Source organism: Pseudomonas sp. A-RE-22, from assembly GCF_019956035.1.
GTDB classification, from domain to species: domain Bacteria; phylum Pseudomonadota; class Gammaproteobacteria; order Pseudomonadales; family Pseudomonadaceae; genus Aquipseudomonas; species Aquipseudomonas brassicacearum.
Genome location: NZ_JAHBCZ010000052.1, coordinates 16,432 through 32,268 on the forward strand (window position 1 = coordinate 16,432; position 15,837 = coordinate 32,268).

The window sequence follows — 15,837 nt, forward strand, 5'->3', positions numbered from 1 at the left end:
CTTCCGGATGGCTCAGCCCAGTGGCTTGGCGCGGTTGGCGAGCGCACCCATGCGTTGCGACAGTTCCTGCGCCAGGGCAAGGATCTGCTGCCCTTGTGTCTCCTCCTGGGCACTGTCGCGTTCTCGCACCGGGCGCACGCAACTGATGCTGCCGACGACCTTGCCATCGCCATCGAAGATCGGCGCGGCCAGGCCATAGACGCCCGCGTCGACTTCACCTGCGCTGGCCACATAGCCTTGGCGACGCAGTTGCTGCAGCGAGCGACGAAATGCCTCCCAGGTCTGGCCAAGTTGACTGGCGCGCACTTCATCGGGGTGGTCGAGAAACAGTTGGCTGTGTTGGCGCGAGGTCATGTTGGCGAGGATCGCCTTGGACGTCGCCCCCAGGAACAAAGGCCTGGGCGAGCCACGGGAGTAGCTGACCTCACTGAACAGGTCTCCGTGCTGGTGAATGCACACGACCTGGTCCTTGAACAGCCGGCAGATCAGCCACACCTGATGTTCGCTCCACTGCGGGAAGCTGGGCTCAAGCGATTGTGCGGCGCGTACGAGGGGGTCGCTCAGGCGCAGCTGGCGATCCCAGGTAATGATCCGCGCGCCCAGGGCATAACGCCCGGCTTCGACCTGGAACAACAGGTTGGCCTCGGCCAATTCGCGCACGTAGCGGTAGATCGTCGAACGGGTAAAACCCAAGGCGCCGCCCATGTCGTCCACCGCCCAGATCGGGCTCTGTTCGGTGAACAGGTCGAGTACCCGCAGCATGCGCTCCAGGCTCGAGCCTTTGCTGTCGCCATCCTGCTCGGGCAGGGCGTCAGGGGTGTGTAGGTTTTCCATGCTTATTGCTCGTCCACGATGCTGTTGCGCAGGGTGCCGATTCGAGCGATCTCGATCTCGACTTCGTCGCCCGGTTTCATCCACACCGGCGGCTCGCGGAACGCTCCGACGCCGCCAGTGGTGCCGGTGACAATCACGTCACCGGGGGCCAGTTCGGTGAAGGTGGAGCAGTACTCGATCAGCTGGCGCACATCGAAAATCATGTCGCTGGTGCGGGTGTGCTGCATCACTTCGCCGTTCAGCCGGGTGGTCAATTCCAGGTCCTGCGGGTCGCCGATCTCGTCGCCGGTCACCAGCCAGGGGCCGAAACCACCGGTGTTCGGGAAGTTCTTGCCTGGGACGAACTGAATGGTGTGCTTCTGCCAGTCGCGGACACTGCCGTCGTTGTAGCAGGCATAACCGGCGACGTAGTCCAGCGCGTCGGCAGGTTTGACGTGGCGGGCCGCTTTACCGATCACCACCGCCAGCTCGCCCTCGAAATCAAGCTTGTGGGACGCGGTCGGGCGAACGATGGGTTGCAGGTGGGCGGTCTGGCTGTCGGCGAAGCGGGTAAAGATCATCGGATAGGTCGGCATTTCCCGACCGGTTTCGCGCACGTGAGTGGCGTAGTTGATGCCGATGCACAGCACTTTGCCCGGGTTCGGGATCACCGGCAGGAAGGTCACGTCAGCCAAGGGGATACGCGGCAGGCTTGCCAGGCGCGCAGTGCTCAGTTCGTTCAGGCGGTTATGACCGATGGCCTGTTTGAGATCGCTGCCAAGGGTTGGCTTGAGCGATTCCAGGTCGATGATTTGATCACCTTCGACCACACCGTAGCTGCTACGGCCTTGGACAATAAAACTTGCGAGTTTCATGGAGGCTCCTGGAGAGAGGAAGGGTGCAATGAGGGTTAATCTAGTCTTGCTATAAAATCCTGTAAAGTAGGATTTGTACAAAAATCCTAAAATATGGAATTTATGTATTTTTTGGCGCGACTGTCCCTTTGGCGGACCTGGGGAGCAAGGGGAGGTGTGAAAAGGGCTCTAAACCTGTGGGAGCGAGCTTGCTCGCGATGAGGCCAGCCAGTTCAATACTCATGTAACTGAACCGCCGCCATCGCGAGCAAGCTCGCTCCCACAGGGATTGTGCTTAATTGACGGGCATCAGGACCCGATGCCAATCAATCGATTGGTGCCCAGCAGCCATGCAGCGACATGCGCATCCGGAAGGGAATCCTGATGCGGGCAATGGGCCCGCTGGCCATGTCACGGGTGTCCAGCACAACCAGCTCACTGCGTCCCTCTGCGATGAGGTTGAGCAGGGCTACGACGTAGCCATCGGCTTCCTCTGCATCCGCCGAGCGCGGTATGAAGATGGGTTCCTGGAAGCATCCGCTGTCGCCGGGAAACCAGGCGTCGGTGCGGCCTGTCTGCAGGTCCAGGTGCGCCAGCAGGTTGAAAAACTGGAAGGGGATTGGCCCATTCGCCGGGTTGTAGGGGCGCTCAGGATCGAAGGCGAGCAGGAAACCATGCTGGTACTTTCGACCGATGTAGCGATCATCACACCGTGGGAACTCGCAGGGATATTCCGTCAGTGGCTGCGGTTGAACGTCCTCCTGCGCGCCATTCAGGTCGAAGGTCCAGCGCATCAGGCTGGCGGCCAGGGTTTCAGGCGGTGGTACGTAGCCGTCGGCCTGGGGGAAGAAGTAGAAGATATTCCCGCCGGTGACCGGCATGTCCACATACACCTTGTCGTCCTCATCGAACGCATTGAGCGTATGCCCCTGGAAACCGTCCTTGGGCCCCTTGAACCAACGCACATCTTGCCCACGCCCGTTGCGCGGCACGATGGCGAACAGCTGGGGCAGGTCGGGTTGCCACTGGAAATGCGGCCCGCCGTTTTTCATGCGATCGACGTCAACCGTCAACGGAATCAACGGGAACACGACGTAGCGTTCGGTCACCGCGAAATCGTGCACCATGGCCGCATAAGGCGCCTGGAACCAGATCTCGTGCAGCAGCTTTCCGTCCGGCGAGATTTCGAAATAGGCCAGGTCGGGCGTGCCGTCGCCTTTGGCCTCATAACTGCAGGCCAGCAGGTTGCCTGTCACCGGATCGAGCTTGGGGTGGGCGGTGAACGTCGCAGCTTTGATCTGCCCATCAAAGCTCCATTCGCCGAGGGTCTCCAGGGTTTCGAGATCCATCGCCCAAGGCAGGGCATCTTCCTTGAGCGCCAACAGGACGCCGTTGTGGGGGATGACGGTGGTGTTGGCGGTGGTGTTGTTTTTCGCCGCGAGGGGGTCATTGGTGTAGACGTTTCGATAGACGCCGTTGAGCGAACGCCCTTCACGGCGCTGGGCCAGCAGGCGATCGGTCTTCACGTAGCGGCGTCGCATCGAGACTTTGCCATTGGCAAAGTTGAAGCGGCTAACCATGCCGTCGCCGTTGAAGAAAATGTCGTTACCCAGCATGGGAGGGTACTGCGGGTCTGGCGCCACCTGATAAAAAGTCCCACAGATCGAAGCGGGCAGGATGCCTTCGATCTCAAGATCGAACACCTCTGCTTCCACGCGGCTGGGCGTATAGAGAGCGCCGGAAAATTCAGGGGTTTGAGGGAATGGAATACTCATCTGGCAATCTCGTCAATGTGCGGGTTCGTTCATGTTCAGGCCGATTGCGGGGACATCGCCGGCCCGGAAGGTTTCACGCCGCGGCGAAAGCGTGCAACGACCAGGCACGAGATCACCAAGGCTAGCAGATAGGCTGAGGCGGCCAGCCATCCGACCGCGCGCAAGTGTCCCTCGCCCACGACCAGTGCGGCGCCAAACGGGCCGAGTCCCTGGCCGATGAAAATCGCAGCGTTACCCAGGCCTGCCAGTCGGCCGGAAGGGTCCAGTTCCGCCGCCATGGAAAGCAGGTAGGGCAGGCTGAAAAACCAGACCATATGGATCAGGCAGGCCGTGGTGATAAAGGCAACGGGGCTGGTGCCATAGACCATGATCAAAGTCGCCAGCAATGCCGTGCCGAAGCTCAACAGTTGTGGAAACAGCAGGCCCAGGCGCCGTCCGATCAGCCCGGCCAGCCCGGCGCCTAGGGCACCGGCAAGGATGCTGCCGCCGAGGATTCCGCCAATCTGCTGGGGCTCCAGGCCGATGCTCTTGCCGATGCGTTCCTGGTACACCCACAGGGCGGAGTGGCCGAAGAACAGCAGGGCAAACAGCAGGATCAACAGCACGGCAGTGAGACCAAATGGCTGGATCGAGCCATTGGCCGCGCGATGGGCGTCCGGGTAGCGCTTGGGCACTCTCCAGCAACCCAGCGCCGCGAGCACGCTGGTGATCGCCAACAGGGAAAACGCGCCATTCACGCCAAATGCTTGAAGGACCAGCGGCATGGAGGTCACCAGCAGCATGCCCCACAGCAGGTTGCCGATGTTGATGATCGCGAAAGTCGCGTCCTTGGACGTGCGCAGCGCTGCGGTGGCATAGACAACCGCCATGACCGCGCCGCCGCTGGCGCCGCAGATCATCCTGGAAATGACCAGTCCGGCCTGGCTGTGCAGTTGTGTGCTGGCCAGGTTACCCAATGCCAGGATCAACAAGGCCACCAGGGCGAAGCGACGGCGGTCGACGCTCGCCATGAACAGGGCGCAGACCCCGCAAGCGATGGCCATCGCCATGAGTTCAGCGGCGAAAAGAGCGCCGATTGCATTGAGCGGCAGGCCGAGTTGGTCGATCAAGGCACCGCCCAGGATCGGCTGGATCTGTAGAGTCCCCAGGGAAATGACCATCATCAGGCAGATGGCGCCCAGTGATTTTTTGCTGTCGATGGAGTCGAGTGCGTTCATGAAGCATCACCTCAGGTAAAGAGCCCGCTCATGCGTGAGCCGGCCTACACGTCAATCAGAACTTGTGGACGTAGCGAACCTGCACCTGGTAATCCGCTCGGGAGCGGTTCTCGACGCCGGTTTCTTTATAGGTGTTGAGCCAGAAGGCTTTGTCTTCGGTGATTTTCCAGAACAGACCCGGGCCAAAGCCCAGCACCTTTTCCCGGGAGTCGGTCAGGGTGTTGCCGTTGACCTTGTCATCCGAGATCTGCCGGAAGTAGTAGCCGTTGATGCCCACCGAGACTTTCGGAAACACTTCGTACGAGGCGGTGAAGTTGGCCCATGCCGACTGTCCTGACTGGGTGTCGCGCACCGCTTGCCCTTCAAAGAACTGCTGCGAACTGCTCGCCGGATCGTCGTTCTTGAAGTTGTACAGATAGTTCAGTCTCCAGCTCACTTCCCAACGGGGTGCCGGCATCCAGGTCGCTGCCCAGTAGGGGTTCAGGGAGAAGTGGTTGGAGCCAGGGTTCAGGTCTTTGTCTTTGTCGTACTTGCCCGTTGGCAGGATGGTGTCGAAGGCCATGCGCTGCACGAAAACCGGCCGGCCGCTGGCGTCGACGATCGGATCGAACTGGACCTGTGGCCCGACCGTGACATCGCCCAGGCCGGTAGCGTTGTCCTTGAGCTTGGCACCGTTGTCACCGAAGTCGCCGTCCAGGGAAACAACGGGTACCAGCAGGCTCCAACCCAGGTGTGCCCCTCCCGCGAAGGTGTCGGGTGAGTAGTAGCTCAGCTGATTGATCATCGTGATGACGTTGATCTTCGGGTCATCGAAGGCGCCGTTTTTCTTGCCACCGTTGGTCCTGATGCTGCTGGCGGTGCTGAACTTCAGGTAGGTCTGGTGAGTCAGCCCGGGTGGCCCCGCAAACCCGTCGTAGAAGCTGGTGCCGCCCAGGTTGATACCGCTGGGTTGGCTTACGGAAGGTGGAGGAGGGCCGTCGGCTGCATGGGCGGCAAATGACGCGAAGCTGAGTGCCAGGCACGCTGGCAGGGATTTGGTCAGGCTCATTGAAGTGGCTCTATTCTTGGAATTGTGAGCGGGGGAATGTCCCCTGGCACTTCGACTTTAAGTCCCGGTGTTGGGTGATGCTTGAGCGCAACGGCCAGAGTTGACTGGGAGCGCCATGAACCCGGAGAAACGCGAGCGAACTGCTCAGCCGCCAGCGCCAACGGCGCGCCAGGCGGCCTCGGCCAGTTGCTGCCGGTAGAGTTCAGGGCTGCGTTTGACTCGGGCCGAGAGCCAGGCGCGGCAATAGCTCTCCGCTGAACCGATGATCAGTGACGGGATCAGTTCAAAAGGCAGGTCCTGCAAATCCTGCTGGTGGGCAGGGTCGCTGAACCATTGCTTGAGCGCGGCGTTCCTGGCGACATTCGCCTCGGCGAGCCGCTCGTTGAAGCTGCTGCGTGCGACCGCAAAGCGAGCCTGGTACTGGAACCGCGCCCAATCGGGTTGGCTGACCACCCAATCCACGTAGCTGAACACCAAGGCGTGGACCCATTCCCTGGTTGACGTGACAGCGCCGAGGTAGCTGTCCCTGAGCCGTGCCTGGTCATCCAGGGCGGTCATGTACAACGCCGCGACCAAGCCTTCCTTGTTATCGAAATGGTGATAGATCGCTCCCACGCTCATCTGGCTTTCGGCCCGGATGATGTCGATGGTGGTCGCTTCTATGCCCTGTTGGTTAAACAGCGCCAGGGCACATCGGAGAATGTGCCGCTTGGACTCGGCACGGCGCCCTGGGTAGCAACGCTCGAGGAGATCGACAGGTTCCATTTTTCGGCCCAGGCAAAAAGGGGCCATGGTAATTGAAACGACGGCCAGGCACGAGCGATTGACAGGGTAGACATTTACAGAATAATGTTCTGTAACAGAGCAATATTCTGTAATGGAATGATGTTCTGTCCGTGACTTCAATCCACCTGACCAGAGATCCCCCATGAGCCAGACTCTCAGCATGTACCAAAGCGTTGGCCCGTCCGCTTTCAGCAATATGGCCTGCCAGATGGCACCGTATTTCGGCACCATCAACCCGGAAATTTCTGTGTTGACCCCCGGTCGCGGTGAAGTGAAGGTGCCGTTTCGCAAGGAAATCACCAATCACCTGGCGTCCGTTCACGCGATCGCGTTGTGCAACGCGGCAGAACTGGCGGGTGGGATGATGACCGAGGTGTCCATCCCCAGCGGCGCGCGCTGGATTCCCAAAGGCATGACCGTCGAGTACTTGGCCAAGGCCAAGACCTCCATCCATGCGATTGCCGACGGTAGCGAAATCGACTGGCAGACTTCGGGCGACAAGATTGTCCCGGTCGAGATCTTCGACGAGGCTGGGGTGAAGGTCTTCACGGCGCGCATCACCATGAATGTGAAAATCGGCTAGGTCGCCAGGCCCATCAAACGTCGACTGTCTCCGCCAGATGCGCCATCAGCCACTGGCGGAAGAGGTTGACGCTTTGTCTGTTTGGGGCCCGGCCTTGAGGTTCCAGCAGGCAGAACTGCGCATCGGTGCGCAGGATGGCTTGCGTCGGCCGCACCAGGTTGCCGGTTTGCAAGTGATTGCTGAGCAGGCCCGACCAGGCCAAGGCAATCCCCTGGCCAGCCAGCGCCGACTGGATCAACATGGAGTAGCTGTTGATATTGATGCGCCGTCGAGGTTCTGGCGCCTGGTAACCAAGGCGTTGGAACCATTCCTTCCAGCCAATCCAGTCGCGGTGCTGGTCTTCCAGCCATAACCAGGTGCATCCGCCCAACTGCTTCAGCGTCTCGATCCCTGGATGCTGCGCCAGATAGGCAGGGCTGCATACCGGGAAAATCTCTTCGTTGAATAACGGCGTGACTTTCATGTTTTTCGGCGGTGTGCTGCAGTAATACAGCGCCAGGTCACAGTCCAGCCGGGAAAAATCACTGACTTGATCCGTCGCGATGATGCGCAGGTCAATCTCTTCATTCTGGCGCTGGAACTCCGACACGAGCGGCAGCAGCCACAATGAGGCCATCGCCGTACTGGTGACGACAGTGACCTGCTGCGCGCCTTGCCAATGGCGTATTCCCGCCGTGGCCTGGGCGATCTGTTGCAGCGTATCGCGCACGCTTTCGTAATACTGGCTGCCGGTGGCGGTGAGGTTGATTTCGCGGGTCGTGCGGGTGAACAGCGCCGTGCCCAGGTAGTCTTCGAGCAAGCGCACCTGGCGGCTGATTGCGCCTTGGGTGACGTTCAGTTCGCGTGCCGCCACGGTGAAGCTCAAGTGGTGGGCGGCGGCCTCGAATGCCACCAGGCTGTTGAGGGGCGGCAAGGGTTGCAGTTTCATCAGGCTGGGCCAATGTCTTATTAGGGTAAGCGCACGGAGATTGTGCAGAAGCCAGTGTGCAGTGACTACCTTATTCGCGATGCAAGGCTAAAGATCAAGGACCAGGTCAGAAGTGGGCTTGCTGCAGCACAGCAAACGCAGGCCTTTGTCGATTTCCCGTTGCCGGATACCGCCGTTGTGATTCATCTCGACCGTACCCTGTAGCAGGGCGGTCTTGCAGGTGCCGCAAACGCCCTGGCTGCAGGAGGAGGGCACGATTGCCCCGGCCTTTTTTGCGGCGCTCAGCACGGTCTGATTGCCCGGCATGCTGAACGTCTTCCCCGAGCGCGACAAGGTTACCGTGAACACCTCCTGCTGATCGAGGGAAGGGGCTTGCTCGAGCAACGGTTCCTCGTTCAGTGCGCTGATGTCGAAGCTTTCCTGATGATAGTGGGCGAAATCGAACGCCGCTTCCCTGAGCAGCGACTTGACCGCTTCCATGTAGCCCTGGGGACCACAGGTAAAGATTTCCCGTTCCTTGTAGTCCGGCACTTGCTGGCTCAGCAACGGCAAATCGAGCCGGCCTATCGGTTGCTGCCATTGAGCGGTGTCGCCAAGTCCTTCGCACACACTGATGACCCGCAGTCCCGGCATGGCGGCCTGCATGCGCGTCAATTCTGCGTGGAAGATGATATCGGCAGGAGTACGCGCGCTGTGTACGAAGACAATGTCGAGGTTGCCGGCCATGTCGCAGGCGGCCCGGGTCATCGACATCAGGGGCGTTACACCCGAGCCGGCCGACAGGTACAACAACTTGGTCGCAGGATGGCCGACCGGTGTAAAACTGCCCGCCGGACCGGACGCCTTCAGGCTGTCGCCGGGCTTGAGGTGGTCATGCAGCCAGTTCGATACCGCGCCCCCCGGCACACGTTTGACGGTAATGGAAAACGCAAAGGGCCGGGTCGGGGAGGACGACAGGGTGTAGCAGCGGAAGAGGGTCTGCCCGCCAATGACCGGTGAGATCGTGATGAATTGACCGGGTTCGAAACTCAGTGCGCTGAAGTCCGCACAACGAAAAATGAAGGTTTTTACGTCATGGGTTTCCTGGCGCACAGCGCAGCATTGCAGGGTTTTCTGTTCCCCGCTGTTCCATTGCGAGCCGAACGTGCCCCAGGTGGTCGGATCGGTAAAGCGCTGGACCGCGCTGGTGTTTCCAGGACACGTCAGGTTTTCGTAAGTCGTCATGTTCATTCCTCACACGCCATGGGCGGCCAGACGCGCCGCGTACCAGCGCGAGAACTGGTCGACATAGGTTTCGGTAAAGGCCGAGAACGGCCCGGGCGTGTAGGCGGGATCCTGGGTGCCGCTGTGGGTGATGCCGACGAGGCTGGCGTCTTGCAGGTTGGTCGCCGCCCAGACTTCGGTCAGCTTATCCACCTGGTAGTCGACGCCTTCGACGGCATCGGCATGAACCAGCCATTTGGTGTGCACCAGGGTTTTATCGGGTGCCAGCGGGATGATGTAGGAGACTACGGCGTGGTCGCTCATGACATGGGTCCAGGAGTTGTGCGTCCAAAGATGCACGTCGCCCAAGTCGCGGCGGGTGAGGTCGCCAAACAGCCGGGTACACGCCACGCGGGTGTCCAGGGTCTGGGATTCGCCGTTGCCGGCAATGGCCAGTCGCTGCGAGCGGAATTGGGTCACGGCGTCTTCACCCAGGTGTTCGACGGCATCGCAGATATAGCCTTCGCGCTCCCAGTTGGCCTTGGTGTCGGCATTGCGGCGGTGATATTCGGCCAGTGCCTGAAGTGAATCCTCGCCCAGCCCATCGGTGCAGAAACCGAAATCTTCGGGCAGGAAAGAAGCGGTCAATTCCGGGTGGGTGGCGGCGCAGTGATAACACTCGCGGTTATTCTCGATCACTAGTTTCCAATTGCCGTTCTCGATGATTTCCGATTCGTAGGCGATCTTTGAGTGGGCGATGTCGTATTGGGCGAAACGCGGCGTCATGACCTGGTCAAGGTACAGGATGTCTTCTGGTGGTTCGTCGCCGAGGCAGACGAAGACATGGGTGCCGATGACCCGGGTGTGCACAGGGATCAGGCTTTTGCATTTAGGGTCGAAGTCCTTGCCCATGTGTGCCGCATGTTTCAGGCTGCCATCCAGGTCGTAGCTCCACTGGTGGTAGGGGCAGACCAGCATGCCCACCGTCGACTTGCCGGCCTGTTTCAGGCGAGCCCCGCGGTGACGGCAGACATTGCGAAACGCTTGCACGTGCTCGTCATCGTCGCGTACCAGGAGGATGGAGGATTTGCCAATATCAAGGGTCGAGACATCACCGGGTTCGGGGACATCGCTGGTGACGCCCACCAGAATCCAATGTTTGGTGAAGAAGACCTCGACATCGGTTTCAAAAATATCCTGGCGACCAAACAAACCGCCTGGCATGCCATGGCCGGGCGTGCGGTCGGCCAGGAGTTCACGATGGGTCTTCACGGCATTGATTGTCATTATAGGTCTCGCTCACATTCAAATTGATCAGGCGGCGAGTACAGTTTGGAAAGGTGGAATAAGACCGTCAACGCGCTTTATTTTCACGCTCGCATAACTTTGCGTTATGCCTGAAAGTTGACTTTAACTTGTTGATTATCAGTGAGTTAGATAACTGTCATCGCGCAACCAATCAACCAGTGCCTGGGTAATGGGCTCAAGTTTTCGACCGCTCGGAATCACCAGGTAATAAGCGTCTTTTGGCTTGACCACGTAGGGCGTGATTCTGATCAGTTCGCCACTGTTGAGACGGTGCGCGATCAGCCGACTCCATCCCAGTGCAATGCCGTGGCCTTGAATGGCCGCCTGGATCGCATCGTTGTAGGAACTGCAGCGAAATGAATAATTGAGCTTGGGGCGCATATCGCCCAGTTCCCGGCACCAACGGTTCCAGGTCATCCAGCCTTCAAGGGTGGAATCTGAGTCAATCAGCGCCGTGTCCAGAAAATCGGTAATGGATGAAGGTGCCGGGTTGGCGGCGAGCCAGGCCGGCGAGCAAACGGGAAACACTTCTTCATCGAACAGGAAGACCGAGCTGCCATCCTCCCATTTTCCATTACCGAAACGGATGGCCAGGTCGACGTCATCCCGATAAGAACTTGGCGAGACCTGCTGCGTCATCAGGCGCAATTTCAACTTCGGTTGCAGGGTGCGCAGAGCGATCAATCTGGGGAGTATTCTCAAGTGAGAGAACGCCTCCGTGCAGGCGATGGTGATCTCCTGCTCACCAATGCCCTCGGCAATTTTGTCGAAGACACTGGCCATGCGATGAATGGACTCAGCGACGACCAGATGCAGGATATAGCCTTCGTGAGTCAGCTTGATCGCCCGATGAAGCCGATGGAACAGCTTGGTCCCCAGGGTATCTTCCAACAACCGGATTTGTTTGCTGACGGCCGCCTGGGTCACGCCCAGCTCTTGGGCGGCCAGGGTGAAACTGGCCAATCGCGCCACGGCTTCGAATTCCAGCAACGCCGTCATCGACGGTATCAACCGCCGATAGCCCTTGACCTTTTTATCGATATCGCTGGGTTGCATAGGTGCGTTCCGACGTCGTTGCCTGGTGAATCAAGCCACCGAAGATTCTCTTGCGGGTTCAGAAGGCGCGGGCTGTGACAGGTTATGTCCCAGCAGTGCCCGATACAGTTCACCGTCGCCCAATATGCCCAGGACAGTACCGGCCTCGTTCTGCACGATCAGTGGATGGCCCGTTTCATAGCGAATCTGCAGGGCGTCGCGCATGGTAGTCGTCGACGGTACGCAAGTGGGCTGTCGAGCCAGGGTCTCGATTGGCTGGGGCGGATTCCATGGTTGGACGTGCGCTGTCGTAGCGCCTTTTCGAAGGCTGGTCAAATGACCCTGCGGGTTCACCACCAGCCACAGGTTTTGAGCTGTATCCAGGCAATATTCGTCGCGGACGAAAATGCACTGGTCCAGCGGGGTCATCAAACTTTTCGCACACAGCACATTCAACGGGTTGGTGTGGGCGACGAAGTTACGCACGTAGTCGTCAGCCGGGTTCAGCACGATCTCCTCGGGTTTGCTGTACTGGATGATTTTGCCGTCTTTCATGATGGCGATGCGCGTGCCCAGCTTCAGGGCTTCGTCCAGGTCATGGCTGACGAATACGATGGTCTTGTGCAGCTTGCGCTGCAGATCGAGCAACTCATCTTGCAGGCCTTGGCGGATCAACGGGTCGAGGGCGGAGAAGGGTTCGTCCATCAGCAGGATGTCGGCGTCCATCGCCAGGGCGCGGGCCAGGCCGACCCGTTGCTGCATGCCACCGGACAACTCGTCGGGCTTCTTGTTGCGCCATTGGGTCAGGCCCACCAGCTCCAGCTTCTCATCCACCAGCTTGCGGAGTTCTCTCTCAGGACGGCCCTGCATTTCCAGGCCGAAGCTGATGTTCTCGCGCACCGTCAGCCAGGGCATCAGGGCGAACTTCTGGAACACCATGGCGATGCGCTGGGTGCGCATCATCTTCAGTTCGGCGGGGGTACAGGAGGCGATGTCGACCTGCCGGCCTTCATGTTCGACGAACAGCTTGCCGCGGCTGACGGTGTTCAAGCCATTGATGCAGCGCAACAGGCTGGATTTACCGGAGCCGGACAGGCCCATGAGCACACAGATCTCGCCTTTGTTGATCTCCAGGTTGGCTTTCTCCACGCCAACGATCAAACCGGTTTTCTGAAGAATCTCCGGGCGGGAAAAACCTTTGTCGAGTAGATCCAGGGCGGGCTTCGGACGGGCAGAGAAGATGACGTCAACGTCTTCAAAACGGATGATGCTCATGCGTCACCTCTTTTCACGGCTTCACGTTGTTTGCAGATTCGGTCGAGGATGATGGCCAGCAGCACGATCGCCAGGCCGGCTTCAAAACCCATCGAGATATCGGCGGTATTGAGTGCGTTGACCACGGGTTTGCCCAGGCCATCGGCGCCCACCAGTGCGGCGATCACCACCATCGACAACGACAGCATGATGCACTGGGTGATGCCGGCCGCGATGCTCGGCATCGCATGGGGCAGTTCAATGCGCGACAGGAGCTGGCGACGGGAGCAGCCGAAGGCTTTGCCAGCGTCCATCAGTTCGTCCGGTACGTCGCGGATGCCCAGGTAGGTCAGGCGGATGGGCGCGGCAATCGCGAACACCACCGTGGAAATCAGGCCTGGGACTACCCCCAGGCCGAAAAGTGTCAGGGTCGGGATCAGGTACACGAAGGTGGGCACGGTCTGCATCAGGTCGAGCACCGGCCGCAAGGCTGCATAGAACCATGGTCGATGGGCTGCAACGATGCCCAACGGTACACCGATGACCACGCAGACAAGTGTGGCGAAGGTCGCTTGGGCGAGGGTCTCCATGGTCTCCTGCCAGTAACCGAGATTGAATATCAGCAGGAAGGAGAGGGTGACAAAGAAGGTGAGACTGGCCTTGCGTTGGATGTAATAGGCAAGCAGCGCAAATACAGCGATCAACGCCAAGGGGTTGAACCAGAGGAGTGCGCTGGTAAACGCGGAGATGACGCCCGACAGCGACAGCGATATGGCGTCGAAAACTCCAGCACCATGTTGTGTCAACCATTCGACATACCGGGCGATATGTTCACCCAGTGGAAGCTTTTCTTGTGTAATCCACATATCACTAATCCGGCTGATGGAAAGAAACAGCACGCCAGCAACCGCCCGGGCGCAGCTCCGTGTGCCAGGTTCCAGGCAACACAAAACGACTGCGCGAGGCGTCGCGTGAGCAGTTATCGAAGTTTGGGCAGGGGATGAGTAACGGAAGACGCGTGTATCAAAGCCAGTCGCCCCGGCATTCTTTGGCCGGGTGTCGAGTGTCCTTCAGAGGTGTGCACTGCAAGATTCATGATGGCGGCTCGTTGTTGTTTTGGTTTGGAGTCCGTTGCCTGTGGAAGATAGTTATCCAGGTACCTTTTGCTGACAAACCATTTTATGTCAGTGTCTCATGAGTTTTGATCATTAATTGTTCACCACTTCTCGGGCGAAAAAGTCAATCAAATGTACTCAGGTGTACATTCGACGGTCATCCGAGTACATTCACGTTACGCATTATTTTAAAGAAGGTAAGCAAAGATGCCCCAGGTAGGGAAGGCGCGCGGCAAGGCCCAGGACGCAGGCTGGCGGGGCTCGCCGGAGGGCTGGCTGGAAGCGGCCTACGAGGCCCTGAAGGAATCGGGCATCGATGCTGTTCGAGTCATGCCGCTGGCCAAGCGCCTGGGCTTGTCACGCACCAGCTTCTACTGGTTCTTCGAGGATCGCGAGCAACTGCTGGCGGCGTTGCTGTCGCGTTGGCGAGAGACCAATACGGGGGGCTTGATCCGGCAATGTGAAAGCTATGCCGAAAGCATCTCCGAGGCGATCCTGAATGTGTTCGAGTGCTGGCTCAACCCACAATTGTTCGACTCGCAGTTCGAGTTTGCCGTGCGCAGCTGGGCGCTGCAGTCCGCTGAAGTGGCCCAGGAGGTCGCTGCGGTAGACGAGCAGCGAATGAACGCCCTGGCGAACATGTTCAAGCGCTTTGGTTATGACAGCCAGGGAGCTGATACCCGGGCCCGAACGATTTATCTGACTCAAATCGGCTATATCACCATGAATACGAGTGAGCTGATCACCGTGCGTTTCCAGCGCATCCCTCATTACGTGAGCATCTTCACCGGCAAAGTCCCCAAGCAGCGTGAGCTGGATCGTTTCTATGGGAAGTTCGGCTATGCCGAAAAAGAGCCCGGGGTCTTTGTTCCGTTGACGGACACTTTCGAAGGCAACGGCGATGACCAATGAGACCGTGGGGATCATTGGCGGAACCGGCTGGTTGGGCGGCGCGATTGCCAAGGCCGTCCTGGCAAAGGGACTGGTGCCGGCGGGAAACCTGATCATCTCCAATCGTTCGGGAAACCACCCGTTGGTCCAACAAGGTGCCAGTCTGGTCACGAACAACCAGGACCTGGTGGATCGCAGCGTCGTCGTGATCATCGCGGTTCGCCCCGAGCAGTTCGCCAGCTTGAACATCAATGCGACGGGCAAAACCGTGATCTCCTTGATGGCCGGCATCACGGCACAGGCAATTGCTACACAGACCATGGCGTCGGCAGTCGTACGGGCGATGCCCAATGCGGCGGTGGAAATCGAGCAGGCCTTTACGCCCTGGTATTGTTCGGGCGGGGTAGAGGCGACGACGAAAATCCTGGTGCAGCGCTTGTTTGAATGTGTGGGCACCGCTGCTGAAGTCCAGGAAGAAGACTTCATCGATTACCTCTCGGCACTCTCAGGCACCGGCCCGGCCTTTCCGGCCTTGTTGATGACGGCGCTGGCGAATCAGGCGATGCTGGCCGGTATACCTGGTGATATCGCGCAGCTTGCCGCGAAAAATGTAGTGGTCAACAGCAGCCAACTGCTGGCGAGCCGTGATGCCCAACAGATGATCGACGCCTTGGTGGCCTACCGCGGTGTAACGGCCGCGGCCTTGCAGGCGATGACCCAGGGGTATTTCGAAGAGCAGATTGGAAGGGCGTTGCAGGCAGGTGCCGCGGTGGCCCGCACGGGGCTTCAAGCCTGATAAAACGATCGGGGTCGGGTAACGGCCACCACCGCATCGCGAGCAGGCTCGCTCCCACATTCGATCTTCAGCGGACACAACATCCATGCCCAACACAAACCCTTTGTGGGAGCAACTGTCTTGGATGATTTATTTAGCCATCTTTTCCAGGGACAGCGAGGCTCCCACAGCTCTGGGCTATGCAAGTCTGAAGGGGATTCCCATAATCACAATTCAGGCGATGCGGCCCTT

15 protein-coding genes are annotated in these 15,837 nt (G+C 59.2%); 3 read left to right on the forward strand and 12 right to left on the reverse strand.

The annotated features are described in order from the left end of the window. Positions 1 to 12: 12 nt before the first annotated feature. The 6 genes from KGA89_RS23000 to KGA89_RS23025 form a co-directional block, all read right to left on the reverse strand. The gene (locus KGA89_RS23000; RefSeq protein ID WP_003203477.1) at positions 13 to 834 is read right to left on the reverse strand and encodes an IclR family transcriptional regulator; all 822 of its coding nucleotides are present in this window, start codon (positions 832 to 834) and stop codon (positions 13 to 15) included. Positions 835 to 836: 2 nt separating this feature from the next. Continuing rightward, positions 837 to 1,688: a fumarylacetoacetate hydrolase family protein gene (locus KGA89_RS23005; protein ID WP_003203474.1), complete on the reverse strand. Its 852-nt coding sequence runs from the start codon at positions 1,686 to 1,688 to the stop codon at positions 837 to 839. Between the two features lie 305 nt (positions 1,689 to 1,993). Next, positions 1,994 to 3,442, reverse strand: coding sequence for a carotenoid oxygenase family protein (locus tag KGA89_RS23010; protein WP_013693745.1), 1,449 nt, complete (start codon positions 3,440 to 3,442; stop codon positions 1,994 to 1,996). A 35-nt stretch (positions 3,443 to 3,477) separates the two neighbouring features. Continuing rightward, positions 3,478 to 4,659: an MFS transporter gene (locus KGA89_RS23015; RefSeq protein WP_003203469.1), complete on the reverse strand. Its 1,182-nt coding sequence runs from the start codon at positions 4,657 to 4,659 to the stop codon at positions 3,478 to 3,480. 55 nt (positions 4,660 to 4,714) lie between these two features. After that, complete coding sequence (locus KGA89_RS23020) at positions 4,715 to 5,707, reverse strand: transporter (RefSeq protein ID WP_003203467.1); 993 nt, start codon at positions 5,705 to 5,707, stop codon at positions 4,715 to 4,717. A gap of 144 nt (positions 5,708 to 5,851) precedes the next feature. After that, positions 5,852 to 6,472 (reverse strand): TetR/AcrR family transcriptional regulator, encoded by a 621-nt coding sequence (locus KGA89_RS23025; protein ID WP_003203465.1) that lies wholly within the window; start codon positions 6,470 to 6,472, stop codon positions 5,852 to 5,854. 163 nt (positions 6,473 to 6,635) lie between these two features. On the opposite strand from KGA89_RS23025, the gene KGA89_RS23030 reads away from it, so the two are divergent. Further along, a complete protein-coding gene (locus tag KGA89_RS23030; RefSeq protein WP_003203463.1) occupies positions 6,636 to 7,076 on the forward strand; it encodes a hotdog fold domain-containing protein in 441 nt (146 codons plus the stop codon). Between the two features lie 13 nt (positions 7,077 to 7,089). Here the strand turns inward: KGA89_RS23030 and KGA89_RS23035 are convergent, their stop codons facing one another. The 6 genes from KGA89_RS23035 to choW form a co-directional block, all read right to left on the reverse strand. Beyond that, positions 7,090 to 8,004, reverse strand: a complete 915-nt coding sequence (locus KGA89_RS23035; RefSeq protein ID WP_223472623.1) for a LysR substrate-binding domain-containing protein — start codon at positions 8,002 to 8,004, stop codon at positions 7,090 to 7,092. A gap of 87 nt (positions 8,005 to 8,091) precedes the next feature. Next, positions 8,092 to 9,228 carry a hybrid-cluster NAD(P)-dependent oxidoreductase gene (locus KGA89_RS23040; RefSeq protein ID WP_223472624.1) on the reverse strand — a complete coding sequence of 379 codons (1,137 nt, stop codon included), beginning with the start codon at positions 9,226 to 9,228 and terminating at the stop codon, positions 8,092 to 8,094. Between the two features lie 9 nt (positions 9,229 to 9,237). Then, positions 9,238 to 10,494 carry an aromatic ring-hydroxylating oxygenase subunit alpha gene (locus KGA89_RS23045; protein ID WP_223472625.1) on the reverse strand — a complete coding sequence of 419 codons (1,257 nt, stop codon included), beginning with the start codon at positions 10,492 to 10,494 and terminating at the stop codon, positions 9,238 to 9,240. 138 nt (positions 10,495 to 10,632) lie between these two features. Further along, complete coding sequence (locus KGA89_RS23050) at positions 10,633 to 11,571, reverse strand: LysR substrate-binding domain-containing protein (protein WP_003203455.1); 939 nt, start codon at positions 11,569 to 11,571, stop codon at positions 10,633 to 10,635. Positions 11,572 to 11,601: 30 nt separating this feature from the next. Next, positions 11,602 to 12,825 carry a choline ABC transporter ATP-binding protein gene (gene choV, locus KGA89_RS23055; protein WP_223472626.1) on the reverse strand — a complete coding sequence of 408 codons (1,224 nt, stop codon included), beginning with the start codon at positions 12,823 to 12,825 and terminating at the stop codon, positions 11,602 to 11,604. Next, entirely contained in the window at positions 12,822 to 13,670 is an 849-nt protein-coding gene (gene choW / locus KGA89_RS23060; protein ID WP_223472627.1) for a choline ABC transporter permease subunit, read from the reverse strand. The genes choV and choW overlap by 4 nt, the downstream gene beginning before the upstream one ends. Positions 13,671 to 14,126: 456 nt before the next feature. Between choW and KGA89_RS23065 the strand changes: the two genes are divergently transcribed. Together KGA89_RS23065 and KGA89_RS23070 are read left to right on the forward strand one after the other, a co-directional pair. Further along, positions 14,127 to 14,831 (forward strand): TetR/AcrR family transcriptional regulator, encoded by a 705-nt coding sequence (locus KGA89_RS23065; RefSeq protein ID WP_003203446.1) that lies wholly within the window; start codon positions 14,127 to 14,129, stop codon positions 14,829 to 14,831. Continuing rightward, positions 14,821 to 15,606: a pyrroline-5-carboxylate reductase family protein gene (locus KGA89_RS23070; protein ID WP_223472628.1), complete on the forward strand. Its 786-nt coding sequence runs from the start codon at positions 14,821 to 14,823 to the stop codon at positions 15,604 to 15,606. The genes KGA89_RS23065 and KGA89_RS23070 overlap by 11 nt, the downstream gene beginning before the upstream one ends. The last annotated feature ends 231 nt before the right edge of the window (positions 15,607 to 15,837 follow it).